General features: G+C 71.5%; 24 protein-coding genes and 2 pseudogenes. 15 read left to right on the top strand and 11 right to left on the bottom strand.

The features are described from left to right. Nucleotides 1–347 precede the first annotated feature (347 nt). Entirely contained in the window at nucleotides 348–1892 is a 1545-nt protein-coding gene (locus RWN05_RS13375) for a sugar transferase (protein WP_314139858.1), read from the bottom strand. A gap of 485 nt (nucleotides 1893–2377) precedes the next feature. Between RWN05_RS13375 and RWN05_RS13370 the strand changes: the two genes are divergently transcribed. The 4 genes from RWN05_RS13370 (at nucleotide 2378) to RWN05_RS13355 (ending at nucleotide 6119) form a co-directional block, all read left to right on the top strand. Continuing rightward, nucleotides 2378–2863, top strand: a complete 486-nt coding sequence (locus RWN05_RS13370) for a MarR family winged helix-turn-helix transcriptional regulator (RefSeq protein ID WP_231884389.1) — start codon at nucleotides 2378–2380, stop codon at nucleotides 2861–2863. Between the two features lie 270 nt (nucleotides 2864–3133). Next, entirely contained in the window at nucleotides 3134–4432 is a 1299-nt protein-coding gene (locus RWN05_RS13365; protein ID WP_314139855.1) for a C40 family peptidase, read from the top strand. 4 nt (nucleotides 4433–4436) lie between these two features. Then, a complete protein-coding gene (locus RWN05_RS13360) occupies nucleotides 4437–4814 on the top strand; it encodes a DUF1801 domain-containing protein (protein WP_314139854.1) in 378 nt (125 codons plus the stop codon). 102 nt (nucleotides 4815–4916) lie between these two features. Continuing rightward, the gene (locus RWN05_RS13355; RefSeq protein WP_314139852.1) at nucleotides 4917–6119 is read left to right on the top strand and encodes an SLC13 family permease; all 1203 of its coding nucleotides are present in this window, start codon (nucleotides 4917–4919) and stop codon (nucleotides 6117–6119) included. Nucleotides 6120–6191: 72 nt separating this feature from the next. On the opposite strand, the pseudogene RWN05_RS18110 reads toward RWN05_RS13355, so the two are convergent. Then, nucleotides 6192–6509: pseudogene (locus RWN05_RS18110) on the bottom strand (iron chaperone); the annotation flags it as partial. Between the two features lie 91 nt (nucleotides 6510–6600). Next, a complete protein-coding gene (locus RWN05_RS13350) occupies nucleotides 6601–7572 on the bottom strand; it encodes an NAD(P)/FAD-dependent oxidoreductase (protein WP_314139850.1) in 972 nt (323 codons plus the stop codon). 109 nt (nucleotides 7573–7681) lie between these two features. On the opposite strand from RWN05_RS13350, the gene RWN05_RS13345 reads away from it, so the two are divergent. The 4 genes from RWN05_RS13345 to RWN05_RS13330 all read left to right on the top strand — a co-directional run bounded on the left by RWN05_RS13345 (nucleotide 7682) and on the right by RWN05_RS13330 (nucleotide 9887). Beyond that, complete coding sequence (locus tag RWN05_RS13345) at nucleotides 7682–8293, top strand: helix-turn-helix transcriptional regulator (protein WP_064296059.1); 612 nt, start codon at nucleotides 7682–7684, stop codon at nucleotides 8291–8293. Further along, nucleotides 8290–8718: a hypothetical protein gene (locus RWN05_RS13340; RefSeq protein WP_314139846.1), complete on the top strand. Its 429-nt coding sequence runs from the start codon at nucleotides 8290–8292 to the stop codon at nucleotides 8716–8718. The genes RWN05_RS13345 and RWN05_RS13340 overlap by 4 nt, the downstream gene beginning before the upstream one ends. Before the next feature lie 40 nt (nucleotides 8719–8758). After that, the gene (locus tag RWN05_RS13335) at nucleotides 8759–9274 is read left to right on the top strand and encodes a DUF427 domain-containing protein (RefSeq protein WP_071259716.1); all 516 of its coding nucleotides are present in this window, start codon (nucleotides 8759–8761) and stop codon (nucleotides 9272–9274) included. A gap of 124 nt (nucleotides 9275–9398) precedes the next feature. Next, nucleotides 9399–9887 carry a hypothetical protein gene (locus RWN05_RS13330; protein WP_314139843.1) on the top strand — a complete coding sequence of 163 codons (489 nt, stop codon included), beginning with the start codon at nucleotides 9399–9401 and terminating at the stop codon, nucleotides 9885–9887. Nucleotides 9888–9896: 9 nt separating this feature from the next. Here RWN05_RS13330 and RWN05_RS13325 read toward each other — a convergent pair whose 3' ends face one another. The 3 genes from RWN05_RS13325 to RWN05_RS13315 form a co-directional block, all read right to left on the bottom strand. Further along, a complete protein-coding gene (locus RWN05_RS13325) occupies nucleotides 9897–10886 on the bottom strand; it encodes an MBL fold metallo-hydrolase (RefSeq protein WP_079001551.1) in 990 nt (329 codons plus the stop codon). 223 nt (nucleotides 10887–11109) lie between these two features. Next, nucleotides 11110–12015 carry a LysR family transcriptional regulator gene (locus RWN05_RS13320; RefSeq protein ID WP_071259707.1) on the bottom strand — a complete coding sequence of 302 codons (906 nt, stop codon included), beginning with the start codon at nucleotides 12013–12015 and terminating at the stop codon, nucleotides 11110–11112. Nucleotides 12016–12114: 99 nt separating this feature from the next. Then, nucleotides 12115–12864: an NRDE family protein gene (locus RWN05_RS13315; RefSeq protein WP_314139839.1), complete on the bottom strand. Its 750-nt coding sequence runs from the start codon at nucleotides 12862–12864 to the stop codon at nucleotides 12115–12117. An 81-nt stretch (nucleotides 12865–12945) separates the two neighbouring features. On the opposite strand from RWN05_RS13315, the gene coaBC reads away from it, so the two are divergent. Both coaBC and RWN05_RS13305 read left to right on the top strand, forming a co-directional pair. Beyond that, complete coding sequence (gene coaBC, locus RWN05_RS13310) at nucleotides 12946–14262, top strand: bifunctional phosphopantothenoylcysteine decarboxylase/phosphopantothenate--cysteine ligase CoaBC (protein WP_314139837.1); 1317 nt, start codon at nucleotides 12946–12948, stop codon at nucleotides 14260–14262. A 19-nt stretch (nucleotides 14263–14281) separates the two neighbouring features. Further along, nucleotides 14282–15577, top strand: coding sequence for a M23 family metallopeptidase (locus RWN05_RS13305; RefSeq protein ID WP_314139834.1), 1296 nt, complete (start codon nucleotides 14282–14284; stop codon nucleotides 15575–15577). Nucleotides 15578–15598: 21 nt separating this feature from the next. Here RWN05_RS13305 and RWN05_RS13300 read toward each other — a convergent pair whose 3' ends face one another. Next, nucleotides 15599–16267: an SGNH/GDSL hydrolase family protein gene (locus RWN05_RS13300; RefSeq protein WP_314139832.1), complete on the bottom strand. Its 669-nt coding sequence runs from the start codon at nucleotides 16265–16267 to the stop codon at nucleotides 15599–15601. Nucleotides 16268–16392: 125 nt separating this feature from the next. Here RWN05_RS13300 and RWN05_RS13295 point away from each other — a divergent pair, with 125 nt between their 5' ends. From RWN05_RS13295 to RWN05_RS13275, 5 genes are read left to right on the top strand one after another with little or no spacing between them, the layout of a single operon-like run. Then, on the top strand, nucleotides 16393–16797 hold the full coding sequence (locus tag RWN05_RS13295; protein ID WP_314139830.1) for a TOBE domain-containing protein: 405 nt from the start codon (nucleotides 16393–16395) through the stop codon (nucleotides 16795–16797). Beyond that, the gene (modA, locus tag RWN05_RS13290; protein WP_314139828.1) at nucleotides 16794–17609 is read left to right on the top strand and encodes a molybdate ABC transporter substrate-binding protein; all 816 of its coding nucleotides are present in this window, start codon (nucleotides 16794–16796) and stop codon (nucleotides 17607–17609) included. Before RWN05_RS13295 ends, modA begins: the two co-directional genes overlap by 4 nt. Nucleotides 17610–17661: 52 nt before the next feature. Beyond that, a complete protein-coding gene (locus tag RWN05_RS13285; protein WP_314139954.1) occupies nucleotides 17662–18429 on the top strand; it encodes an ABC transporter permease in 768 nt (255 codons plus the stop codon). Then, complete coding sequence (locus RWN05_RS13280) at nucleotides 18426–19502, top strand: ABC transporter ATP-binding protein (RefSeq protein ID WP_314139827.1); 1077 nt, start codon at nucleotides 18426–18428, stop codon at nucleotides 19500–19502. The genes RWN05_RS13285 and RWN05_RS13280 overlap by 4 nt, the downstream gene beginning before the upstream one ends. Before the next feature lie 45 nt (nucleotides 19503–19547). Continuing rightward, nucleotides 19548–20309, top strand: coding sequence for a GH25 family lysozyme (locus RWN05_RS13275; RefSeq protein WP_314139826.1), 762 nt, complete (start codon nucleotides 19548–19550; stop codon nucleotides 20307–20309). A 26-nt stretch (nucleotides 20310–20335) separates the two neighbouring features. On the opposite strand, the gene RWN05_RS13270 is transcribed toward RWN05_RS13275, so the two are convergent. The 4 genes and pseudogenes from RWN05_RS13270 to RWN05_RS13255 all read right to left on the bottom strand — a co-directional run bounded on the left by RWN05_RS13270 (nucleotide 20336) and on the right by RWN05_RS13255 (nucleotide 22234). After that, nucleotides 20336–20476 (bottom strand): hypothetical protein, encoded by a 141-nt coding sequence (locus RWN05_RS13270; protein WP_153303386.1) that lies wholly within the window; start codon nucleotides 20474–20476, stop codon nucleotides 20336–20338. A 253-nt stretch (nucleotides 20477–20729) separates the two neighbouring features. Further along, a pseudogene (locus RWN05_RS13265) lies at nucleotides 20730–21137 on the bottom strand (arsenate reductase ArsC); the annotation flags it as partial. Continuing rightward, on the bottom strand, nucleotides 21134–21733 hold the full coding sequence (locus RWN05_RS13260; protein ID WP_314139825.1) for a TetR-like C-terminal domain-containing protein: 600 nt from the start codon (nucleotides 21731–21733) through the stop codon (nucleotides 21134–21136). The gene RWN05_RS13260 and the pseudogene RWN05_RS13265, both read right to left, overlap by 4 nt. A 42-nt stretch (nucleotides 21734–21775) precedes the next feature. Further along, nucleotides 21776–22234, bottom strand: coding sequence for a hypothetical protein (locus RWN05_RS13255; RefSeq protein WP_079001566.1), 459 nt, complete (start codon nucleotides 22232–22234; stop codon nucleotides 21776–21778). Between the last annotated feature and the right edge of the window lie 48 nt (nucleotides 22235–22282).

Below are 22282 nucleotides of genomic sequence, written 5' to 3'. Positions count from 1 at the left end.
TGAGCGGTCGTGAGCGGTCGGGCGACGAAGGCGCGCCCGGGTTCGGGTGTTCCGCGACCGGTCGGGTACCGGGACGCGGGGATCGTGGCGAGGCGCGCACGGTGCCGGACGTGATGCGTCGACGACTCGGGTAAGTCGTCGCTGCAGTGCGTCGCGGGCGGGTTCGGGTGTGCGGGTCTTGCCAGTGAGCAGCTGTGCGATCGAGCCGTTTTCGGGTGACTCGCCGTGCGACTGCGGGCGGTGATGGTGACGACTGTATCGAAGTGTTGCCCCCTCTGGAAGGGGATTTGTCCTCTTTTCGCAGGACACCCCTCGCTTTGGGGGCATCACCGACAGAAGTCCTGACATCAGTACGCGCCGACCGGTTTAAGCACGACCTTGACGGTCTGCCACATGATCATCAGGTCGCCCGTGATGGACCAGTTCTCGACGTAGTAGAGGTCCAGGCGGACGCTCTCCTCCCACGTCAGGTCGGAACGTCCTGAGACCTGCCACATGCCCGTGAGGCCCGGCTTGATGTGCAGACGCCGGTGGACGTCCTTCTCGTACTCGGCGACCTCGCTCGCGAGCGGCGGCCGGGGCCCGACGAGACTCATGTCGCCGGTGAGGATGTTCCACAGCTGTGGCAACTCGTCGAGGGAGTACTTGCGCAGGATGCGACCGACGCGGGTGACGCGCGGGTCGTTCTTCATCTTGAAGAGCACGCCGTTGCCCTCACTCTGCGCCATGAGGGCGGGGAGGACGGCTTCGGCGTCGGTGACCATGGACCGGAATTTGAACATCGTGAAGCGCTCACCGTTCCTGCCGACGCGTTCCTGCCGGAAGAGGACCGGGCCCGGGCTGTCGAGCCTGACGGCGAGGGCGACGAGCGCCAGCACTGGCGAGATGAGGAGGATCCCGAGGCTCGTGAGCCCGATGTCGAGTGCGCGCTTCATGATGTGGTGACCGCCCTCGAACTGCGGGATCTCCACGTGGATGAGCGGTAGCTCCTCCACCGGGCGGAAGTGGATGCGGGGCCCGGCCACGTCGGTGAGTCGGGCCGCGAGCACGAGCTCGGTCGCCGTGCCCTCGAGGTCCCACCCGAGTCGGCGGACGTAGTCGCTGCCGCCGTCGACGGGGCCGGCGATGATGACCGCGTCGGCGGTGAGGTTCGCGGCGGCCTGGGCGACGCCGTCGATGTGCGCGATGACCGGGACGGAGGTTCCCCTGCTCGAGAACGGCTCTGCCGTCTCCTGGTCGACCACGGCCGCACCGACGACGGTGTAGCTCATGCTGTGCTGCTTGGCGACCTGTTCGAGGACGTACGCGACGTCGTCACGCCGGCCGACGACGACCGTCCGTGCGGTGTACTCGCCGACGCGACGACGGCTGAGGAGCCATCTGCGCCACATCCAGCGGGAAGCGAGGAGCGCGAGTGTCCCCGCGGGGAGCGCGAGGATGAAGTAGCCCCGGGCGATGTCGATCTTCAGGATCAGGAAGACGATGGCGAGGATGCCGAAGGCGAACGCGCTGGCGTTGACGACGCGCTTGTACTCGGCGACACCGGAACCGATGATGCGGCTGTCCCGGGTCCTGGTGAAGCCGAGGAAGGCGAGCCAGACGAACACGATGACGCCCGACAGCAGGACATAGAGCTGCTGGGCCTCGGGGCCGACCGGGTCGTCGCCGAATCGCACGACGAACGCGGCGGAGACGGCGAAGAGTGCGATGACGCTGTCGGTGAGGATGAGCCAGCGACGGTAGCGCCGCGACCACTCGCGCTGGGTCAGGGACTTCACCGCGGCGGTGGAGGACTCCGCGCCGGCCGCTGCGGCGCGACGGCGTCGGAGGCCGATCGGGCTCGCGATCGGAGCGCTCAACGGGAAGGGGTTGTCGTTGATCTCCGCGCTCACGCGTGCACCGGCCCCTCGGGGAGGAGCGCGGTGAAGGCCTCGGTCCGCGCGTGCGGAGCGGCCTGTCGGAAGGACCGACGGCGGTTCGGGTACGTCGTCATGGGGTGTTGTCCGATGGTGGGATTCGGGTGCGATTCTGGTGTGCGGTGCACATGGGCGGTTCGGGCCGCCCGCGGAGAACGCGACGTCACTCGTGTACCCACGATCGACCGGTGAACCCGGTCGAGATGAGCGTCCCCCTTGGATATCCCTCAACTGTAGAAAGCGGGGGTCATCGGCGGATCCCCCACTCCAGGGGGGTCACCGCCCCCAATGCTGGGGGTGTCAGGGGTCTCCGACGCGCGATTCCGTCGTCATCGGCCGAAACGACGACGGACCTCGTCGGTCGCTCTCGCCGCTGCCCGGTGGGGGACAGCACGGTCCGCCCACGTCACGCCGGTGATGGGTGGCGGCTCGGCCGCATGCTCAGCGACTACATTGGTGCCATGGATGGAGCGCGCGCGACCGATGGCGCGATCGCCGACGCCGCCCGCGATCCCATGGCCGATTGGCCGACCGGGCGCCTCCTCTCCACGGCGTCGCGACTGATCGAGCACACCTGGCAGCAGGCCCTCGACGGCATCGGGGTGACCCACGCCGGGCTCATCGTGCTGCACCTGCTCGACAGTGGGCCCGCCAGTCAGAAGGAGCTCGCCCGACGGGCCCGCGTGCAGAACCAGACCATGTCGCGCACGCTCGACCGACTGGAGCGGGCCGGCCACATCGAGCGCATCGCCGCGGTCGACGACCGTCGCCGTCACGTGGTGAGCCGGACGACTGCGGGTGATGAGGCCTGGCTCGCCGCACACCGGCTGGAGGCCGACGTCTTCCCGGAACTCCCCGACGAGTCGGCGTTGCGGTCCCAGCTGCTCGCGATCATCCGTTCGGGCGAGTCCGCCCGTTGGTCGCCCGAGGACGTCGAACCCGCCTGACCTGTGGCCCGACGCGCCCACCCCGGTCGCTGAGCTTGTCGAAGTGCCCACGGGGAACCTGCGTGATGCGGGTGTCCGGTCGGGGCTGCCCTTCGGGTGTCCGCTCAGAGGCACACCCAGGCACGGCCGTACCCCGTCCGGGGGGATTCGAGCTGGTGCTCCGGGACGAGAGTGGCTAGTGTGATCAAAGTTTCTATTGTGACTGTTGTGACAGGATGACGGCCGCGAGCCGCCGAGGTCGCCGTGATCGTGTCGTCGGACTGGAGAATGATGACCCCCGCACGAACGCCCGGTGCGCAGTACGGCCGCCGCCGTCCCTGGCTGGCGATGGCCCTCTCCGTCGGCGTCGTCACCGCGTCACTCACCGTCGGTGCACTACCGGCCCATGCGGACGACTACCCGAGCTGGGCCGACGTCGAAGCGGCCAAGTCGAGTGAGTCAGCGAAGGCCGCCGAGATCACGAACATCACCGCACTCATCACCTCGCTACAGGAGCAGTCCGACGCCGCGTTCCGCACGGCGCAGATCGCCGCCGAGGCCTATCGTCAGGCGCAGGACGCCGTGACCGAGGCGACCGCCCGCGAGTCGGCCCTGCGCGAGCAGGCCGAAGCCGCTGCGGCCGCTGCCAAGGTCTCGAAGCAGCGCGCCGGTGCGCTCATCGCGCAGCTGTCGCGCGGCGGCGGCGGCGACGTCTCGCTCGACCTCGTCCTCGGCGCGGGGAAGTCCGACGACCTGTTGTCCCGACTGTCCGTCATGGACAAGCTGGGCGAGCGGAACGCCGCGAGCTACGCCGAGGCGGTGACCGACCGCAACGCGGCGAGCGGGCTGACCGACCAGGCGGAGGTCGCGAAGACCGAACGCGAACGCCTCGAGGGCGAAGCGCAGACGAAGTACGACGAGGCGGAGAGCGCCTCGGCGGCGGCATCCGCAGCCGTGGCGGCCCAGGAGCAGCAGGCCGACCAGCTCTACGCGCAGCTCGCCTCCCTGAAGAACACCACCGCCGAGACCGAGCGCGGGTACGCGGCCGGCGAGTCCGCTCGTCAGGCGGCGGAGGCGGCGGCAGCCGCTGCGGCTGCCGCCGCGGCCAACACCCCTCCCGCCTCGGGCGGCGGTTCATCCGGCGGCGGCGGATCGAGCGGCGGCGGCGGTGCGTCCAGCGGCGGTGGCGGTGGCGGCGGCTCGGTCGCACCTCCGAACTCCGCCGGCGTCGAGTCGGCGATCGCCTTCGCGCTCGCCCAGGTCGGCAAGGGCTACCAGCTCGGCGGTTCCGGCCCGAACGTCTGGGACTGCTCGGGGCTTACCCGCGCGGCCTACGGCAGCGGCATCGGGACGCATTCGGCGACGAACCAGTACTACACGATGCAGTCGCAGGGACGCCTCGTGCCCTACAGCCAGAAGCAGCGTGGCGACCTCATCTTCTGGTCGAGCGGCTACGACTACTACCACGTCGCCATCTACCTCGGGAACGGCCAGATCGTCGAGGCGGCCAACGAGCGGGCCGGTACCCGTGTCGGCGGCATCTGGGGATCCGGCGACGTCGCACCCTACGTCGGTCGCCCGACGGGTTGATCCCATGAGCTCCGCCGAGGTCGACGCCTACCTCGCGTCCCTCACGCACCAGCTGAAGCCGGCGGTCGTCCGTCTGCGCGAGGCGATCATGGACTCGGACACGGGGTTCTCGGAGCATCTGAAGTGGAAGGCGCCGAGCTTCGTCTACGACGGCGAGGACCGCGTCACCTTCGCGCTCCATCCGGCGAACCGTATCCGGATCATCCTGCACCGGGGCGTGCATCAGCGCGACGACGCCGACGCCTTCCGGTTCGACGACCCCTCCGGTCTCGTGGTGTGGGCTGCGCCGGACCGCGGTGTCGTCACCTTCTCGACCATCGATGCGGCGGCCGCCGCCGAACCCGCCCTGCTCGAACTGATCGGGCGCTGGGTGCGGGCCTGACACCCGTCGACGAGCGCAGGGGCACGCGGTCGGCGAGCCGTCGTATGATCGACTGCCGAGCGGGCGACAGCGCACCGACGGACCGGTGGTGAAGGAGGCCTCGTGCGCAGTGCCGTGCTCGGCGTCGTGCTGCTCGTCATCGGGACGATCGCGGTCCTCACCGGCGTCCTCCCCGCCCCGGAGGCCCTCGGCATCGCCGACCGCGTCTGGCCGATCCTCCTGTTCGTCGTCGCGATCACCGTCGTCGCCGAACTCGCTGCCGACGCCGGCCTGTTCACGCTCGTCGCCTCCCGGCTCGTGCGCTGGGGCAGGGGGAGCACCTGGTTGCTCTGGTTGTTCGTCGTCGCGCTGGCCACGCTCAGCACCGTCTTCCTCTCGCTCGACACCACGGCCGTCCTCCTGACGCCGGTCGTCATCACGCTCGCGCGGCACGCGGGGCTGTCGCCGGTGCCGTTCGCCCTGACCACCGTCTGGCTGGCGTGCACGGCGTCGTTGCTGCTGCCGGTGTCGAACCTCACCAACCTCCTCGCGGAGCACGCGATCGACGAGGCCGCCACGGCGTCGGGCGGCGGCCCGCTCGGTCCCGGTGGTTTCGCAGCGCTCATGGTCGTCCCCGCGATCATCGCGGTCGTGGTCCCGTGCGTGGTCCTCGCGATCGTGTACCGCCGCCAGCTCGCCGGTGCCTACACGGTGGACGTGGAGGCGCAGGACGACGACCGGGTGCTGCTGTGGACGTCCGGGCTCGTGGTGCTGGTGCTCCTGCCACTGCTGGTGTCGGGTATCCCGGTGTGGATGTCGGCGGTCGGTGCGGCGGTGATCCTCGTCGTCGTGTTCCTCATCCGGCGTCCGGCGGCGTTGCGTCCGGCGCTCATCCCGTGGCAGCTCGTCCTGCTCGCCTCAGGACTGTTCCTCGTGGTGGAGGCGGCTCACGCCCTCGGGCTCGCGCGGGCGCTCGCGTCCATCGCGGGGACCGGCGACTCGCTCCTGGCGCTCCTGCAGCTGGCTGGCGTCGGGATGGCGAGTGCCAACCTCGTCGACAACCTCCCGGCGTACCTCGCCCTGGAGCCGGTGGCCGGCGACCCCGTGCGGTTCGCCGCCCTGCTCGTCGGCGTGAACGCGGGCGCGCTCATCACCCCGTGGGCCGCGCTCGCGACCCTGCTCTGGCATGCGCGGCTCACCGCGGCGGACGTCGAGTTCGGTTGGGGTCGGTTCATCGCGCTCGGATTCGTGGTCGCCCCGCTGACGGTGGCCCTCGCCACCGTCGGGCTCTGGCTGGCCCAGGGTGCCGGCGCCATACTGCCGTGACTTCCCAGCGCCGCCCTCGTGCTCGTGGCGTGCGTCGGCCGCCCGGCGCCGCTCCAACAGCTCCGTGACGATCCGGTCGATGAGGTCGAAGGGGATCGGCCGGCTGAACGGGAACTGCAGGGTGTCCTTCGCCGCCCGGTAGTCGGCGACGGCGTTCTGGAGGGGGCCGTCGAACGGGGGGATCGAGTAGAGGGCGATGTGGTGTTTCCAGGCGCCGAGGTACAGCAGGTAGCGGTCGTCGAGCATGAACGTCGGCATGCCGTACCGGATGGCCTCGGTGACTCCAGGCACGATGCGGTGGACGCGGAGTCGGATCTCCTCGATGGCGTCCGCGGCGTCGGCGGGTTGCGCGGCGAGGTAGTCGTCGATCGTGGTGGGTGCACCCGGCATGTCTCTCCTCGTCGGAACGGACACGGCACGGGAGCCGTCGCCCCCGTGCCGTCATCGTCCCATGTCGGCGTCTCGCGCGACAGTGGTGGTTCTACCGCTTCGCGAGGGCGCGCCGCACGTCCTCCTGGACGAGGTCGGCGTTCATGATCGCGCCGGCCATCGATCCGGCCGCCGCCGCCTGGAGGACCTGCGTACGTAGGTTCGTGACGTCGCCGGCCGCCCAGACGCCCGGCACCGAGGTGGCACCCAGCTCGTCGACGCCGATCGCGTCGCCGAACTCGGCTCCGCGGGGGTGCGGTCGCGTGTGGAGCCCGAGACCGGTGAACGCCTCGGCGCGCACCCGGTTGACCGGGGCGACGGCCAGCGCCTCGACGGGGACGGTGCGGCCGTCGTCCAGGCGCACGCCGACGAGCCGGTCGTCGGCGATCTCGAGCCGCTCCACGACGCCGTCGACCACCTCGATGCCCCGCGCCGCGAACGCCGCCTCCTGCTCCACCGTGAAGGTGCCCGCGGTGTTACGGAGCACGACGACCCGGTCGCTCAGCTGCCGGAACAGCTGCGCCTGGTGGGCTGCGGCCTCCGCGTTCGTGCCGAGGACACCGATCACGCGGTCCTGGACCTCCCAGCCGTGGCAGTAGGGGCAGTGGAGGGCGTCGCGGCCGAACCGCTCCCAGAGGCCGGGGATGGGCGGGAGCTCGTCGGCGGTGCCGGTGGCGATGAGGAGGCGGCGGCCTCGGACGATCACGCCGTCCGCCGTCGTCAGGGTGAACCCGTCATCGTCGCGCCCGGCATCGACGACCTGACCGTCGACGACGCGGACGCCGTACGACGCCACCTCCGCGCGGCCGAGGCGGAGGACCTCGCGAGGCGGGGTGCCCTCTCGGGTCAGGAAACCGTGGACGCCGTCGGCGGGTGCGTTCCGGGGTTCGCCGCCGTCGACGACGATCACGGACCGTCGTGATCGTCCGAGCATGATGGCTGCACTGAGCCCGGCTGCGCCCCCGCCGACGATGACGGCGTCGACGAGGTCGGTGGTGGTTGCTGCGGTGACGGGAGTGCTCATGGATCGTTCCGTTCGTTCGGCGTGCTGGGAGGTGTCCAGGGTGCGCCGAGCGGTGCCGAACTGGCAAGAACCCTTGCTGAAACGGCAACGTGCGCGCGAGAATCGACCCATGGCGCATGCACACGACGAGCAACGGTCCATCGACGGCGTCCTGGATGCCGTCGGGCCGAGGCTGCGAGCCATCCGGCAGCATCGCGGCACCACCCTCGCCGCATTGTCGGCGGAGACGGGTATCTCGGTCTCCACCCTCTCCCGGCTCGAGTCCGGCCAGCGCCGACCGAACCTCGAGCTGCTCCTCCCGCTCGCCAAGGCGCACCAGGTGCCCCTGGACGACCTCGTCGGTGCTCCGCAGACGGGTGATCCCCGCGTCCATCTGAAGCCCGTCCAGCGGCACGGCCAGACGATCGTGCCGCTGACGCGTCGATCCGGCGGCCTCCACGCGTTCAAGAGCATCATCCACGGCGGCGACGGCCCGCAGACGCCTGAGACGCAGAAGGTCCACGAGGGCTACGAGTGGCTCTACGTCCTCAACGGCCGGTTGCGGCTCCTCCTCGGCGACCAGGACATCGTTCTCACCGCGGGTGAGGTCGCCGAGTTCGACACCCGCGTCCCGCACTGGTTCGGCCGGGCCGAGGCCGCAGGGGTGGAGTTCCTCAGCCTGTTCGGCAAGCAGGGTGAACGGATGCACGTCCGCGCGACGTCGACGAGGAGGAGCGCATGATCGGACGTGATGCCGAGGAGGGTGCCCGCCCACCCGAGGACGACCGGCCGTTCGCGGAGCAGGTCCTCGAACGCCGCGGGTTCGCGATCACGGCGGCCCTGTTCGTGATGCTCGGCGGGCTCGTCGTGCCGTTCGTCGGTTGGGTGGCCGGCATGGTCATGCTGTGGCGGTCGCGCGCCTGGACCACCAGGCAGAAGGTCTGGGCCACCGGCGGACCAGTCCTCGCGAGCGCCGCGGTACTGCTCGTCCTGGCCCTCCTGAGTGCGAACTGGAAGTCGACGGATGCCGGCGTCGGTGGCTCCCCGGTGATCCCCGTCGTCTACGACCTCGGGTCGACGGCTGTCGTGCTGCTGTTGGTCGGCTACGCCGCTGCCGGCACCTGGTTGCTCTGGCTGGCGCTCCGGCCAGCGGGCCGGCCCGACTGATTCGCGGTCGTCGCTCAGGTGGACCGGGCAGCATGGGCAGATGCCCGACTCCTCGCGATTCCGCCGCCCCCTGCCCGTCCAGCCCGGACCCGGTGAGGAGTCCGTCTGGGAGTACCCGCGTCCGCCGCGGGTCGAGCCGCGCGATGAGCGCGTCGTGATCCGGTTCGGCGGCACGGTCATCGCGGAGTCGACGGCCGCGGTCCGGGTCCTGGAGACGAGCCACCCGCCGGTGTACTACGTGCCGGCCTCAGACTTCTCGCCCGGTGTCCTGGTGCCGGTCGACGGGACGACCATGTGCGAGTTCAAGGGCGAGGCCCACTACCTCGACGTGCGGGTGGGCGACGAGGTCGCCGGTGCCGCGGCGTGGACCTACCCCGATCCACGCCCGGGATACGCGCCGCTGTTCGGCATGATCGCCGTCTATCCGGGACGCATGGACGCCTGCGAGGTCGACGGGGTGCCGGTGCAGGCGCAGGAGGGTGACTTCTACGGCGGATGGATCACGCCGGGGATCGTCGGGCCGTTCAAGGGCGCCCCGGGCACGCGCGGCTGGTAGAAGACGCCGCCGCCCTACACCCGCTCCTCCGTCGCGCGCAACGCCCTGGAGCACCCTGCACCCGCATGCCACGCTGAGCGCCAAGCGCTGTCGACGACGAGGCGCGCAGGAGGCGGTCGAAGCCATGGACGTGTTCGATGAAGCAGCGGACCCGGGTTGGTCCCTCCTCCGTGTCGTCCCGCTGTTCGGCCTCGCCGTCAGCGTCGGTGCGGTCGCCGGTGCGGCCCTCGCGGCCGGTGCGGAGCTCTTCGGGGCGGTCGGGACCGTCTCGATGCATCCGGCCGATCTCGGTGGGATCGCCGTCCTCGTCGGCGGACTCGTCGGTGGGATGCTCGCCGCCGTCGGGGCGGTCGGCGCGCTGCTGGCGCTCGGCATCCTCGACCACTGGGGCGAGCGGGGCCCGGTCCACCGGGCCTGGATCGCCGGTGGTGGTGCGGCCTTCCTCGTCCTGATCGTCGGCGGCCTCATCGCCGCACCCATCGGACTCGCCTCGACGATCGGGGTCGTCGCGTTCGCGGTGCTCGCCGCCGGAGTGGCGGCCGGCGGTGGGCTCTACGCCTTCGAACGGGCGCTGGCGCGTCGTCGAGCCGGGTGGGTCGGCCTCAGCCGGTAGCGCGGACGGTCAGCCGGCGAGCTGCTGAAGGCGCGCCCGGTGCCAGTCGGTCTGCGTGAGGGCCGAGACGCGCAGGAGACCGGTCAGTGCGTCCCATCCGGCCGACCAGCCGATGCGGGAGGCGATGGTCCACACGCTCGCGTCGGGGTCGTCAGCCAGGACGGCGCGCACCTCGTCGGCTCGCCGCAGATGGTGCGCGGCCAGCTCGTCGCAGCGGTCCGCGAGTCCCGTGAACCGGAAGCCGTGTCCGGGGACCACCTGATCGCCGTCGTAGCCGCGGACGCGGTCGAGCGACGACAGGTAGGCCGTCACCGGGTTCTCCGAGGTGCGCGCCCCGAGGCCGAGGCCGGAGAAGATCGTCGGCAGCACGTGGTCGCCCGTGAAGAGGTAGCCGCGGTCCTCATCGCGGAGGGTGAGGTGGCCCGTCGTGTGGCCGGGTGTGTGCAGGACCCTGATCGAGCGACCGGGGAGCGTCAGCAGCTCGCCGTCCTCGAGCGTCCGGTCCGCGCGGGTGTCGCCGAGGTGCCCGGCGGGTGCCGTCGCACCGGTGGCCCAGGGGCGCACGGTCGTGTCGTCGGCCGGGACGCCCCACTCGTCCAATGCTGCGGCGAGATCGGCCGGGCCCGGCGGCGTGGAGCCGGCCGCCTCGTCCTCGAGGCGGTGCATGAGGACCGGAGCGGCGAGCTCGTCGCGGAGGGTGCCGGCGAGGCCCAGATGATCGGGGTGCAGGTGGGTCACGACGACGCCCGTGAGCGTCGTCACCCCGATGCCGCGGAGCTCCTGCAGCAGGTGTTCGCGGCCCTCGGGGGTGTCGGTCCCGGGGTCGACGACGATCGCACGACCGTCGGTGCCGAAGAGCACCGAGCAGAGGGTGAACGGATTGCCGGGGTCGCCGGTCGGGACGGCGATGACGACCGTGTCGGCGTCGAGGTGCTCCGTCGCAGGGATCCGGCCGTCGCGGAAGGCGGCAGCCTGGGACTCGCTCGATGAGGTGATCATGGTGCTGCTCCGGGTGGTGTCGGGGGACGGACCAACCCTAGTCGTGGGGCCCGTCGGGTTCAGTACGATGGGTGTATGACCGTCAACGACATCCTCATCGGCGTGATCGCCTTCATCACCGTCTTCGGCGGCATCGGCCTGGTCGGAGCGCTCGTCGCCATGGCCAAGTCCGGCTACCACGGCTGATCCTCCCCGGAGGAGGCTCGGCCGGTTCCGCCGCGGCTCAGCGGGCGACGGCCTCGTCCGTGGCACGCTGTACCGCCGCGAGCGCTGCCGCGACGGCCGAACGCTGCAGTGAGCCCTTCCTCGCCGTCGCGACGATCTTCCGTTCGCTCATCCCGGCGATGGGTTTCCGCACGACGTCCGTCCGCGAGCCGATCGCGATGTCCGGAAGGACGGCGATCGACAGCCCGGCCGCCACGTGGTCGATGACGACCTCGTAGCTCGTGAACCGTCCCGCCACCTTCGGCTCGAACCCCGCGCGACGACAGATCAGCGGGACGAGTTCGCCGAGGTAGGTGCCCGGGGCGTCGAGGGCCCACGACTCCCTCTGCAGCTCGCTGAACGTGACCTGCTCCTGTGCTGCCAGTCGGTGGTCGAGCGGCGCGATGAGCAGGAGGGGGTCGGTGGTGAGCGGCACGCTGTGCACCGAGGGGTCGAGGAGGAACCCGTCCTCCTGATCGACGGTGATCACGACGTCGCAGGTTCCCCGCTGGACCGCCGTGGTGCTCTCGTGCGGTTCGACCTCGATGAGTTCGACCTCGAGGCGCGGGTACTGCCGCGCGAGGGAGCGGGCTGCGGGGATGAGGATGGGGGCGATGACGCTCGCGAACCCGGCGATGCGGAACCGACCGGACGGCTCGGACTCGACCTCGGCCAGCTCGACCTCGATGGCGTCCATCTGCGCGAGCAGGGCCCGAGCGCGCTCGACGAGCAGCGCACCGGTCGGCGTCAGGGTGAGCGTCCGGCCACGTCGTTCCAGGAGCGCGGCGCCGGTCTCGGCCTCGAGGACGGAGAGCTGCTGCGAGACGGTCGAGGGGCTGAGGTCGAGCTCACGGCCGACGGCGCGGATCGTACCGAGGCGGTCGAACGCCTCGAGCAGTCGCAGTCGCACGGGGTTCAGGGCCATGTTGCAACAGTATCGAGCGCGCCAGGGCGCCCTCCACACGGGTCGCAGTCCGATCCGGGTCCTGTGGCTCCCGGAGGGTGCTGACCGTCACCGTCCGGTTCACTCCCAGACGAGCGCCTCCGGCAGACGGCCGGGCTCGGCGAGTCGGGCGTTCCGGAGCATCGCGCCGTCGGGGCCGAGCGAGAGCGCGGTCACCGAGAGCGAGGCGAGGCGCAGACCGTCGTGGTCGTCGATGCGGACGATCGCCTCGTCGGCGTCGGCGGGGACGCTCGTCGTGGAGCGCAACGTGCGCAACCACGGCTCCCAGGACGCGGCCGTCGCACCGTCCAGCGGCCCGATGGGCGACGGGGCCTCGAGGAAGGCCGGCCGCCACCGGTGGACCCGGGGGACGTCGAGGTGGTCCGGGCCTTCGTGCGTCACGAGGTGGAGACCGGGTGCGACGTCGATCGACCGGAGCGAGGCGCCGTCCCAGCTCGTCACGGTGACGCGGTCAGGACGCAGCTCCACGAGGTTCCAGGACCGGGCACTGCGGGCGTCGTCCGCGTCGACGCCGGTCGTGACGGCTTGCAGGGGGAGGACGCCCCGCGAGGTCCACCCGGCGGCGGGCGTGTCGAGGTCCTCGCGTCGGTTGAGGACCACCGCCGCCCGGGGGCCGCCTGAGGCGCCGTCGTTCGTCGCCAGCCACGCGCCGCCCGCTTCGCGGTCGTGGATGCCGCGGACGCCGTCACCGAGTCCGGGCCACCACGCGCCGGGTGGATCCCAGGCACGCCCCGGCTGCTCGTCTCGCAGCCCGAGGACGGCGATCGGCCACGCGCGCCCCGGCTCGAAGTCGATGATGACGGTGCACACGCTGGTTCCTCCTCGGGCCGGCCGGACTAGGACAGACTAGACGAGGACCCGGCGCGGGAGCGCCGGAAGCGAGGAGGCGGCATGGGCGTGCAGGATGCATCGCGGAAGTCGGCAGGGCGCACGGTCGTCGTCGGGATCACGGGCGGGATCGCCGCGTACAAGGCGGTCGGTGTCGTCCGCGGGTTCGTCCTCGCGGGCTTCGACGTCCACGTGGTGCCCACCGAGAGCGCCCTCCGGTTCGTCGGCCTGCCGACGCTCGAGGCGATCAGCCGGAACCCCGTCACGACCTCGCTGTACGACGGCGTCGCCGAAGTCCGGCACGTCGCCCTCGGGCAGCGCGCGGATCTCATCGTCGTCGCACCGACGACGGCCAACACCCTCGCGAAACTCGCGGCGGGACTCTCCGACGACCTCCTCGGCACCACCATCCTGGCCAGCCGGGCGCCGGTCCTGCTGGCGCCGGCGATGCACACCGAGATGTGGCAGCACCCGGCGACGACCGCGAACGTCGCCCTCCTGCGATCGCGCGGGGTGGCCGTCATCGGGCCGGCGCACGGCGCGCTGACGGGCGGCGACACGGGGCCGGGACGCATGAGCGAGCCCGACGACATCGTGGCCGCCGGCTTGGCGCTGCTCGCCGGACGCACACCTGGAGCGGACGCGCACCCGGACGACCTGCGGGGTGAGCGCGTCGTCGTCTCGGCCGGTGGCACTCGTGAGCCGCTCGACCCGGTGCGGTTCCTCGGGAACCGGTCGAGCGGTCGGCAGGGGCTGGCCATCGCGCAGGCCGCCGCCGAGCGCGGGGCGGACGTGGTGCTCGTCGCGGCGCACCTGGACGCCGACGTCGCGGCCGAAGCGGCTGCGGTCGACGGTCTGCGGGTCGTCCCGGTCGGCACCGCAGCGGAACTCGCGGTCGCCGTGGAGGACGCGGCGGCCGACGCGACGCTCGTGGTCATGGCGGCCGCCGTGGCCGACTACCGCGCCGCCGAGATCGCCGATCGGAAGATCAAGAAGGACGACACCGGCGACGAGCTCACCCTGCGACTCGTCCGCAACCCCGACGTGCTCGCCGGACTCGCCGCCGCCCGGGTGCCGGGACGCCTGGTCGTCGGGTTCGCCGCGGAGACCGCCGCCGACCGCGAGGAGCTCCTGGCCCTCGGCCGGACCAAGGTCGCGCGCAAGGGCGCCGACCTCCTCGTGCTCAACCGCGTGGGGTGGACCGACGGCTTCGGCACGCCGGACAACGAGGTCGTCGTGATCGACGGCGCCGGCGAGGTGGTCGGCGCGGCGGCCGGCTCGAAACGCGGCATCGCCGACCGGCTGCTCGACCTCGTGCTCGCCCACCGGGCGGAGCCGGTTCGTTCCCAGGCGGGCGAGCCTCCCCCCGAACGGGGCTGAGCACTGCCACGATGGCACCATGCCACGCCTCCGTCCCGCGCGCCGTCGCGCCTCCATCGCCGCGGCGCTCGCCGGAGTCATCGTCCTCTCGATGGGTCTCGCGCAGCCGGCCGCCGCTGCGGAGTACCCCAGCTGGGAGGACGTCGAGGCGGCCCGTTCGAGCGAGTCCTCGAAGCAGTCGACCATCGGTCAGATCGAGGGGCTCGTCCAGCAGCTGAAGACCGCTGCGGCGCTCGCCGAAGCCGAGGCCGTCCTCCGTGCCGACGAGTACGAGGCCGCTCAGCTGGCCGTCGACGAGGCGAGCTACCGTGCCGTCTCGCTCCGCGAGCAGGCCGTCGCCGCGACGACCGCGGCAGCGGCCTCCAAGCGCCAGGCCGGCGCGCTCGTCGCCGCGTGGTTGCGGTCGGGGAACGTCGACCTCAGTACCGCCGCGTTCCTCGACGGCCAGGAGCCGGAGTCGCTCCTCGGACGCTTGAGCACGATCACGAAGCTCAGCGAGTCCACGGACGGCACCTACGACCGGGCGAGGACCGACGCGAACACGGCGTCGCTGCTCACCGAGCAGGCGACCATCGCCGAGGCCGCCCTCGGCGAGCTCGCCGCGGCAGCCGAGACCGCGCTCGGAGATGCGGTCGCGGCCCGCGCCGACGCCGAGACCGCCGTGTCCGAGCAGCAGGAGTACCTCGCGACGCTCGAGGCCCAGCTCGTGGTCCTCAAGGAGAACCGCGCAGCCACCGAGGCGGACTACCGCAAGGGCGAGGAAGTCAAGGCGGCCGCGGCCGCCGCGGCTGCTGCCGCGGCGGCTGCGGCTGAGGCTGCACGGGCGGCTGCCGAGGCCGCTGCGAACGCCGGCGGTGGTGGAGGAGGCGGCGGAGGTGGTGGCGGTGCCTCGGGCGCCGTCGGGAGCCAGGGATGGGCCTTGCCGATCTCCGGCCGGATCACCGACAACTACGGACCGCGACCCGGTCGCCCCGTGCCCGGCGTCAACCCGTTCCACTCGGGCACCGACATCGGAGCAGGTTGTGGGCGAGCGGTCTACGCCGCGAACGCCGGCACGGTGGTCTACGCCGGCTGGCTCGGTACCTACGGCAACTGGGTCCTCGTCGACCACGGCGGCGGCGTCATGACCGGATACGCGCACAACAGCAGCATCCTCGTCGGCGAGGGGCAGTGGGTGTCCGCCGGTCAGAACATCTCGCTCGTCGGGACGACGGGTGCCTCGACCGGATGCCACGTGCACTTCGAGGTCAGGATCGGCGGTTCGCGCGTCGACGCCGTCCCGTTCATGGCGGACCGGGGCATCCGGCTCGGCTGAGCCGCGTCCCGGATCGAGGCGTCAGAGTCCGAGGCGCTCGAGCTCGGTGTCCATGCGGCGAGCCATCTCCGCGTACCCCTCGTCGTTCGGGTGGAGGCCGTCTGCGGCCATCCACTCCGGGTGTCCCTCGATCCAGTGCGACGCCCCGGGGATGGTGTCGGCGTCGATCTCCTGCGCGGCGTCGGCCACCCAGCCGATGATCGTCTCGATCGACTGCGGTCGCTCGTCGGTGTACCAGAACGGTTCGACGACGATGAAGCGGGCCTCCGGGAGGGCGTCGCGGAGGCGATGCAGGTCCGTCGTGATCTGTTCGTGGATCCGGTCGGCGGCATCGTCGAAACTGAACGCGTCGTTGAGGCCCATCGTGACGAAGACGATGTCGGGCTGCTCGGCGATGATGAGGGAGGGTAGGTCGCCGCTGCCGTCGCCGAAGCGGTCGCGGTGGTTCACGAACCCGAGGCCGTTGACGCTGGGGTTGAACTCCCGCCAGCCGCGTTCCTCGCTGACGACGGTGGACCAGCGGTTGGCCGGGTCGCTCGCTCCGGTGCCGAGGGTGTACGAGTCGCCGTAGAACGCGACGAGCGGTCCGTCGCCCGTGGCGCCGCCGGTCCCCGAGCCGGGGGAAGCGCAGGCGGTGAGGCCGGTGGCGAGGGCGAGCAGGGTGACGGCGGCGAGCAGTCGTGATCTCATACGGATGCTTCGGAGCGGTGGGCGTCGCGGAGGGCCGAAGCGCCGGTCGACTGCCGACGGCCCGGAACGCGGATGCGGTTACGGCCACGTCATATCAACGCGAATGCGTGCACTAGCCTGTCTCCATGCCGCAGATCCGTATCCGAGACGCCGCCCTGTTCCTCGGGGTCAGTGACGACACCGTCCGTCGCTGGATCGACCAGGGCTCGCTCGTCAGCGCGAAGGACGACGCGGGCCGAGCGGTCGTCGACGGGCTGTCGCTGGCTCGGCTGGCCCGGGAGAACGCCGTCCTCCCCGTCGACCCCTCGGAGATCGGACGCTCCGCACGCAACCGCTTCGTCGGCATCGTCACCGACATCACGATGGACACGGTCATGGCGCAGGTCGAACTGCAGTGCGGCCCGCATCGGGTGGTGTCCCTCATGAGCAGTGAGGCCGTGCGTGAACTCGGCCTCGAACTCGGCTCCACGGCCATCGCCGTCGTGAAGGCCACGACGGTCCTCATCGAGACCCCGAAGGCGAGCTCATGAACCGCACCGCACCGCGCCGATCCTTCCGACTGCTCAGCGCATTGGCCCTCGGCACCGGGGTCCTGCTCGCCGCGTCCGCGTGCGCCGCACCCGCGGCGACGCCGACACCCACCGCCTCGGCCACGACGGACCAGCTCAGCGGCTCCATCACGGTGTACGCGGCCGCCTCGCTCAAGACGACCTTCACCGAGCTCGCGGAGGACTTCGAGGAGGCGCACCCCGGTACGACCGTCGAGCTGACCTTCGCCGGGTCCTCCGACCTCGTCACGCAGCTCACGAACGGTGCTCCCGGCGACGTCTTCGCCTCGGCGGACGAGAAGAACATGGCGAAGCTGACCGATGCCGACCTCGTCGAGGGCGACCCGGTCGACTTCGCGACCAACGTCCTGCAGATCGCCGTGCCCCCGTCAAATCCCGCCGGCGTGGAGACCTTCGCCGACCTCGCTCGTCCAGGCGTCAAGACGGTCGTGTGCGCGCCGCAGGTCCCCTGTGGAGCGGCCACGGTCTCCGTCGAGGACGCCACGGGTGTCGCGCTGAGCCCGGTCAGTGAGGAGTCGTCGGTCACCGACGTCCTCGGCAAGGTGACCTCGGGCGAGGCCGATGCGGGGCTCGTCTACGTGACCGATGTCATCGCGGCCGGCGACACCGTGCAGGGCATCGCCTTCCCCGAGTCGTCGGAAGCCGTCAACACCTACCCGATCGCGCCGCTGGCAGGGAGCGCGAACCCCGCCGTCGCCGCGGCGTTCGCGGCCTACGTCGTGAGCGCCGAGGCGCAGCGGGTGCTCGCCGACGCCGGCTTCGGCGCACCGTGACCCCGTGAGGGAACTCGGCTCGGGGGTGCCCCGCTGGATCGTCGTCGTCGCCATGGTCGGCGCGGCGTTCGTCCTGCTGCCGCTCGTCGCGATCGTCCTGCGCGTGGACTGGGCGGACTTCGGCACACTCGTCACCTCTGAGTCGTCGGTCGCGGCGCTCGGGCTGAGTCTGCGGACGTCGTCACTCGCGACGGCCCTCTGCATCGTGTTCGGCGTGCCCCTCGCCCTCGTCCTCGCTCGCACCCGGTTCCCGGGGCAGCGTCTGCTGCGGTCGCTCGTCCTCCTCCCGCTCGTGCTCCCACCCGTCGTCGGCGGGATCGCCCTGCTCTACACCTTCGGTCGGCTCGGCCTGCTCGGACCGGCGCTCGCGGACGCCGGGATCGACATCGCGTTCTCCACGACCGCCGTCGTCCTCGCCCAGACCTTCGTCGCCCTGCCGTTCCTCGTGTTGAGCCTGGAGGGGGCGATCCGCACGACCGGCTCGCGGTACGAGGCCGTCGCCGCGACGCTCGGTGCACGTCCCACCATGGTCTTCCGCACCGTCACGCTGCCGCTCCTCGCACCCGCCGTCGTGTCGGGCGCGATCCTGTCGTTCGCGCGGGCCCTCGGCGAGTTCGGTGCGACCCTCACCTTCGCGGGCAGCCTGCAAGGGGTCACGCGGACGCTGCCGCTCGAGATCTACCTGCAGCGCGAGACCGATCCCGACGCCGCGGTCGCGCTGTCGCTCGTCCTCGTCGTCGTGGCCGTGCTCGTCGTCGGCGTCGCGGGGGCACAGGGGTCGATCCGCCGTGGACGGACCGTCGCCGGAGTAGTGCGATGACCGGGGCGGCCCTGGAGTTCCGAGCGACGCTGCGTGAACGCGACTGGGAGCTCGCCGTCGACCTCGCCGCGGGGGAGACCGTCGCCGTGCTCGGACCGAACGGCGCCGGCAAGTCGACGCTGCTCGCCGTCCTCGCCGGGCTCCTGCGTCCGGACACGGGTCACGCGACCCTCGTCGGTCGCGAGCTGTTCGCGGTCGGTGGATCGGGTCGGGACCGCTGGTCGCCGCCGCACCGGCGGGGGATCTCGCTCTTGGCGCAGGAGGCGCTGCTCTTCCCGCACCGCTCCGTGCTCGACAACGTGGCCTACGGCCCGCTGGTCGCCGGTGCGTCGCGCGGCGAGGCTCGGGACATCGCCCGACGACGACTCGCGGACGTCGAGGCGTCCGAGCTCGAAGGGCGCCGTCCTGCCGAGCTGTCCGGCGGCCAGGCGCAGCGGGTGGCGCTCGCCCGCGCGCTGGCCCCGGACCCGGCCCTCCTGCTCCTCGACGAACCGATGGCCGCGCTCGATGCGACGGTCGCGCCCCACCTGCGCCGCATGCTCCGTGAGCAGTTGCGTGGGCGGACGACCGTGCTCGTGACGCACGAGGTGCTCGACGCGTACACGCTCGCGGACCGGGTGATCGTCCTGGACGCCGGGCGCATCGTCGAGCAGGGGCCGACGGCGGAGGTGCTCGAGCGGCCGCGGACGGCGTTCACCGCGGACCTCGCGGGACTCGAACTGTTGTCGGGCGTTCGCACGGCACGCGGGATCCGTCTGCGGGACGGGGCGGAGGTCGAGGTCGACACCTCCGCGGAGGCAGACCCGATCCCGGTCGGGGTCGCCGTCGCCTGCGCGTTCCGACCGTCCCGCGTCGAGGTCCGAGAGGCTGACGGGTCTGGCAGCCCGAGTGCGACAGGCGCCCTCCGCGCGATGATCACCGACCTCGAACCCCGCGGTGACGTCGTCCGGGTCCGCTCGGCGGTCATCACCGCCGACGTCGCCGTGCAGCAGCTCGCGGCCGCGGGGTGGTCGACGGGGGACGTCGTCGACTTCGTGGTCGACCCGCGGGCCGCGGTCCTCTACCCGCGCTGAGGCGTCCTGCTCCGGGACACGTCCGAGACGTGACAGAGTGAGTCGATGAACCTATTCTGGAGGCGCTGGTGGCCGATCGTCGTCGGGGCGGCCGGCACGCTCGCCATCGGCGGGATCTGCGCGGCACTCGTCGCCATGGGGCTCGTGCGGCCAAACGCGATCGTGGCCGCCTCGTACGCGGTGCGCGGTGTCGACGTCTCCTCGTACCAGGGCGAGGTCGACTGGGACGTCCTCGCGGCTCAGCCCATCGACTTCGCGATCATGAAGGCGACCGAGGGATCAGGTGATCAGGACGAACGGTTCGCCGCGAACTGGGCGGGCGCGCAGCGGGCGGCCGACGAGAGCGGCTTGCTCATCGGGGCGTACCACTTCCTGAGTTTCGACAGCCCGGCCGAGACGCAGGCGCAGAACATCTTCGACACCGTGCCGGTCACCGCGGGGGCTCTCCCGATCACCATCGATCTCGAGTGCTACGCCGACTACTGCCGGACGCCACCGAGTGCTGAGCGGGTCGCCGCCGTGCTCGATCCGCTCCTCGCCGCACTCGAGGAGCACTACGGTCGGCCGCCGATCATCTACGCCACCATGCGGTATTACGACGCGTTCCTCGCGGGTGCGTACGAGCGGAACCCGATGTGGATCCGCTCGGTCGTCACGCCGCCGGTCCTGTCGGACGGGCGGTCGTGGGACCTCTGGCAGTACACCAGCCGGGAACGGATGCCCGGGTACGTCGGCAAGGAGGAGTTCATCGACGTGAACGTCTTCGACGGTTCACGGGATGACCTCCAAGCACTCGTCGGACCCTGAGCCGCGGCGTCCAGAGGCGCCTCGGGTTACGGCGCGGGAGCGGGACCGGTGGTCGGCTCGGCGACGGGGAGGAACGTGTCCTCGCCGTCGACCTCCTGCTCGATGGAGTCCTCGGTGGTCTCGTGGTCCTCGGGGAGGTTGTCGTCGTTCGCTGCGTGCTTGCTCATACGAACACGATACGACGGGTGTCGCGCTGGGCGATGGGGTTGCGCGCCGCAGGCGTCCTCAGGAGGCGAAGGCGAGTGAGCGGGCCGTGAGTTCTGCGGTCAGGAGGTCGACGGCCTTCGGGCCGACGCCGTGGATGCGGAGCAGGGCGGCGGGGGAGACCCTCGTGAGCTGCTCGAACCGGGTGAAGCCGTGCGCGCTGAGTGCTTCGTGGGCGACCGAGCCGATGGTGGCCGGAAACTCGGATGCCTCGGCGGGCACGAGTTCGACGAACAGTGCGGCGATCCGCTCCTCGATGTCGTCGCGGATGCGGCGGACGGCCTCGATGCCTTGCCCGGCCGGATCCTCGAGTTCCCAGTCCTCGTAGCGCTTGCCGGGGAAGATCGGGCAGGCGTCGCCGCAGCCCATCGTGATGACCGCGTCGGACGCCCGGACGGCGTCGGTCGTGAGGATGCGGGGCACGGCCGCGGTGATGTCGATGCCGTGTTCGGCCATCGCCTCCACCGCCACGGTGTTGATCCGGTCCTTCGGCTCGCTCCCGGCCGACAGCACCTCGACCCGGTCACCGGCGAGGGCACCGAGGAAGCCGGCTGCGATCTGGGAGCGACCGGCGTTGTGCACGCAGACGAAGAGGACGGTGGGGGTGGTGGTCGTGATGGTCATGGCGTCTCCTGGGGGTGGCGTGAGCCGAGTGCGGACGAATGGTCGAGCAGCTCCACGAGGGCAGCGTAGCTGGTGGCGGGGTCTGCGCCGCGGGTGAAGCCGCCGACGAGCTCGAGTGACACGAAGCCGTGGAGGGCCGCCCGGACGATGCGTCCGGCGTCCGTCATCGCCACGCTGTCGAGACCGCGCCCCGCGAGTGCGCGTTCGACGAGCATCACGAGCTCGCGGTCGGCCGGCTCGCCGGTGTCGGCACGGACGTCCTCGATCGAGAACGCGAGGGTGTACCGACCGGGATAGGCGAGGGCGAAGCGCCTGTACCCGTCCGCCAGCGCGGTGAGGGCGGGGGCCCCGCTCAGGCTGGTCGTCGCGATGTCGAGCCCGCTGGCCAGTTGGGCGAGGGCGAGCTGGGCGACGGCGGCGCGGAGGTCCTCGGTGCTGCGGACGTGTTTGAGGAGGGCCGGTGCCGAGGTGTCGAGCTCGCGGGCCAGGGCGGCGAGTGTGAGGGCGTCGGCTCCGTGCGTGTCGGCGAACTCGGCGGCTCCGACGATCACCCGTTGGCGGGAGAACTTGGTCCGGGAAACGGGTGCATCGGTCATCGGATCGAGCCTAACGGCACGCGGCCCTGCTGCCGCGCGGCCTCAGACCGTCGGCGGTGTGGCTTCGTGGTGGGGCGCGCCGTGCGTGCGGCGGTCCTCCTTCATCGCGGCTTCCGCGAGGTGGCGTCGGCCGCCGGCCAACTCGTTGCGGACCTCCGCCTCGAGCGTGCGGAACGGCTCCCAATAGTTACCGTCGTAGTCCTCGACGATCTGGAACGTCCAGCGTCCGTCGATGACGTTGCGTCCGACCAGCTCGGTGTCGATCCGGTCGGCGAGGGCGTCGTGTCCGGCTTCGCGGAGGGCGTCCGCGGCTTCGCCGAGCGCGAGGTCCGCTTTACCCGTCAGGCGATGGAAGCCGTAGAGCATGCCGCGCGCCTGCTCGACGACTTCGAGCGCCTCGGTCACTTTGCCGACCGCTTCCACGGTGGCGTCGTCGACCCCTTCGGGGACTCGGTGGGCGTCGTCGGGGCCGTCGGTGGTGCGATCGTCTGCAGAACTCATGTCACCAGTCTGTCCCGATCGGCCCCGGATGTCTGGGGCTTGCGGACG

This window comes from uncultured Plantibacter sp. (assembly GCF_963518075.1).
Classification (GTDB): Bacteria; Actinomycetota; Actinomycetes; order Actinomycetales; family Microbacteriaceae; genus Plantibacter; species Plantibacter flavus_A.
This window is presented reverse-complemented; position numbering and strand designations above follow the sequence as displayed.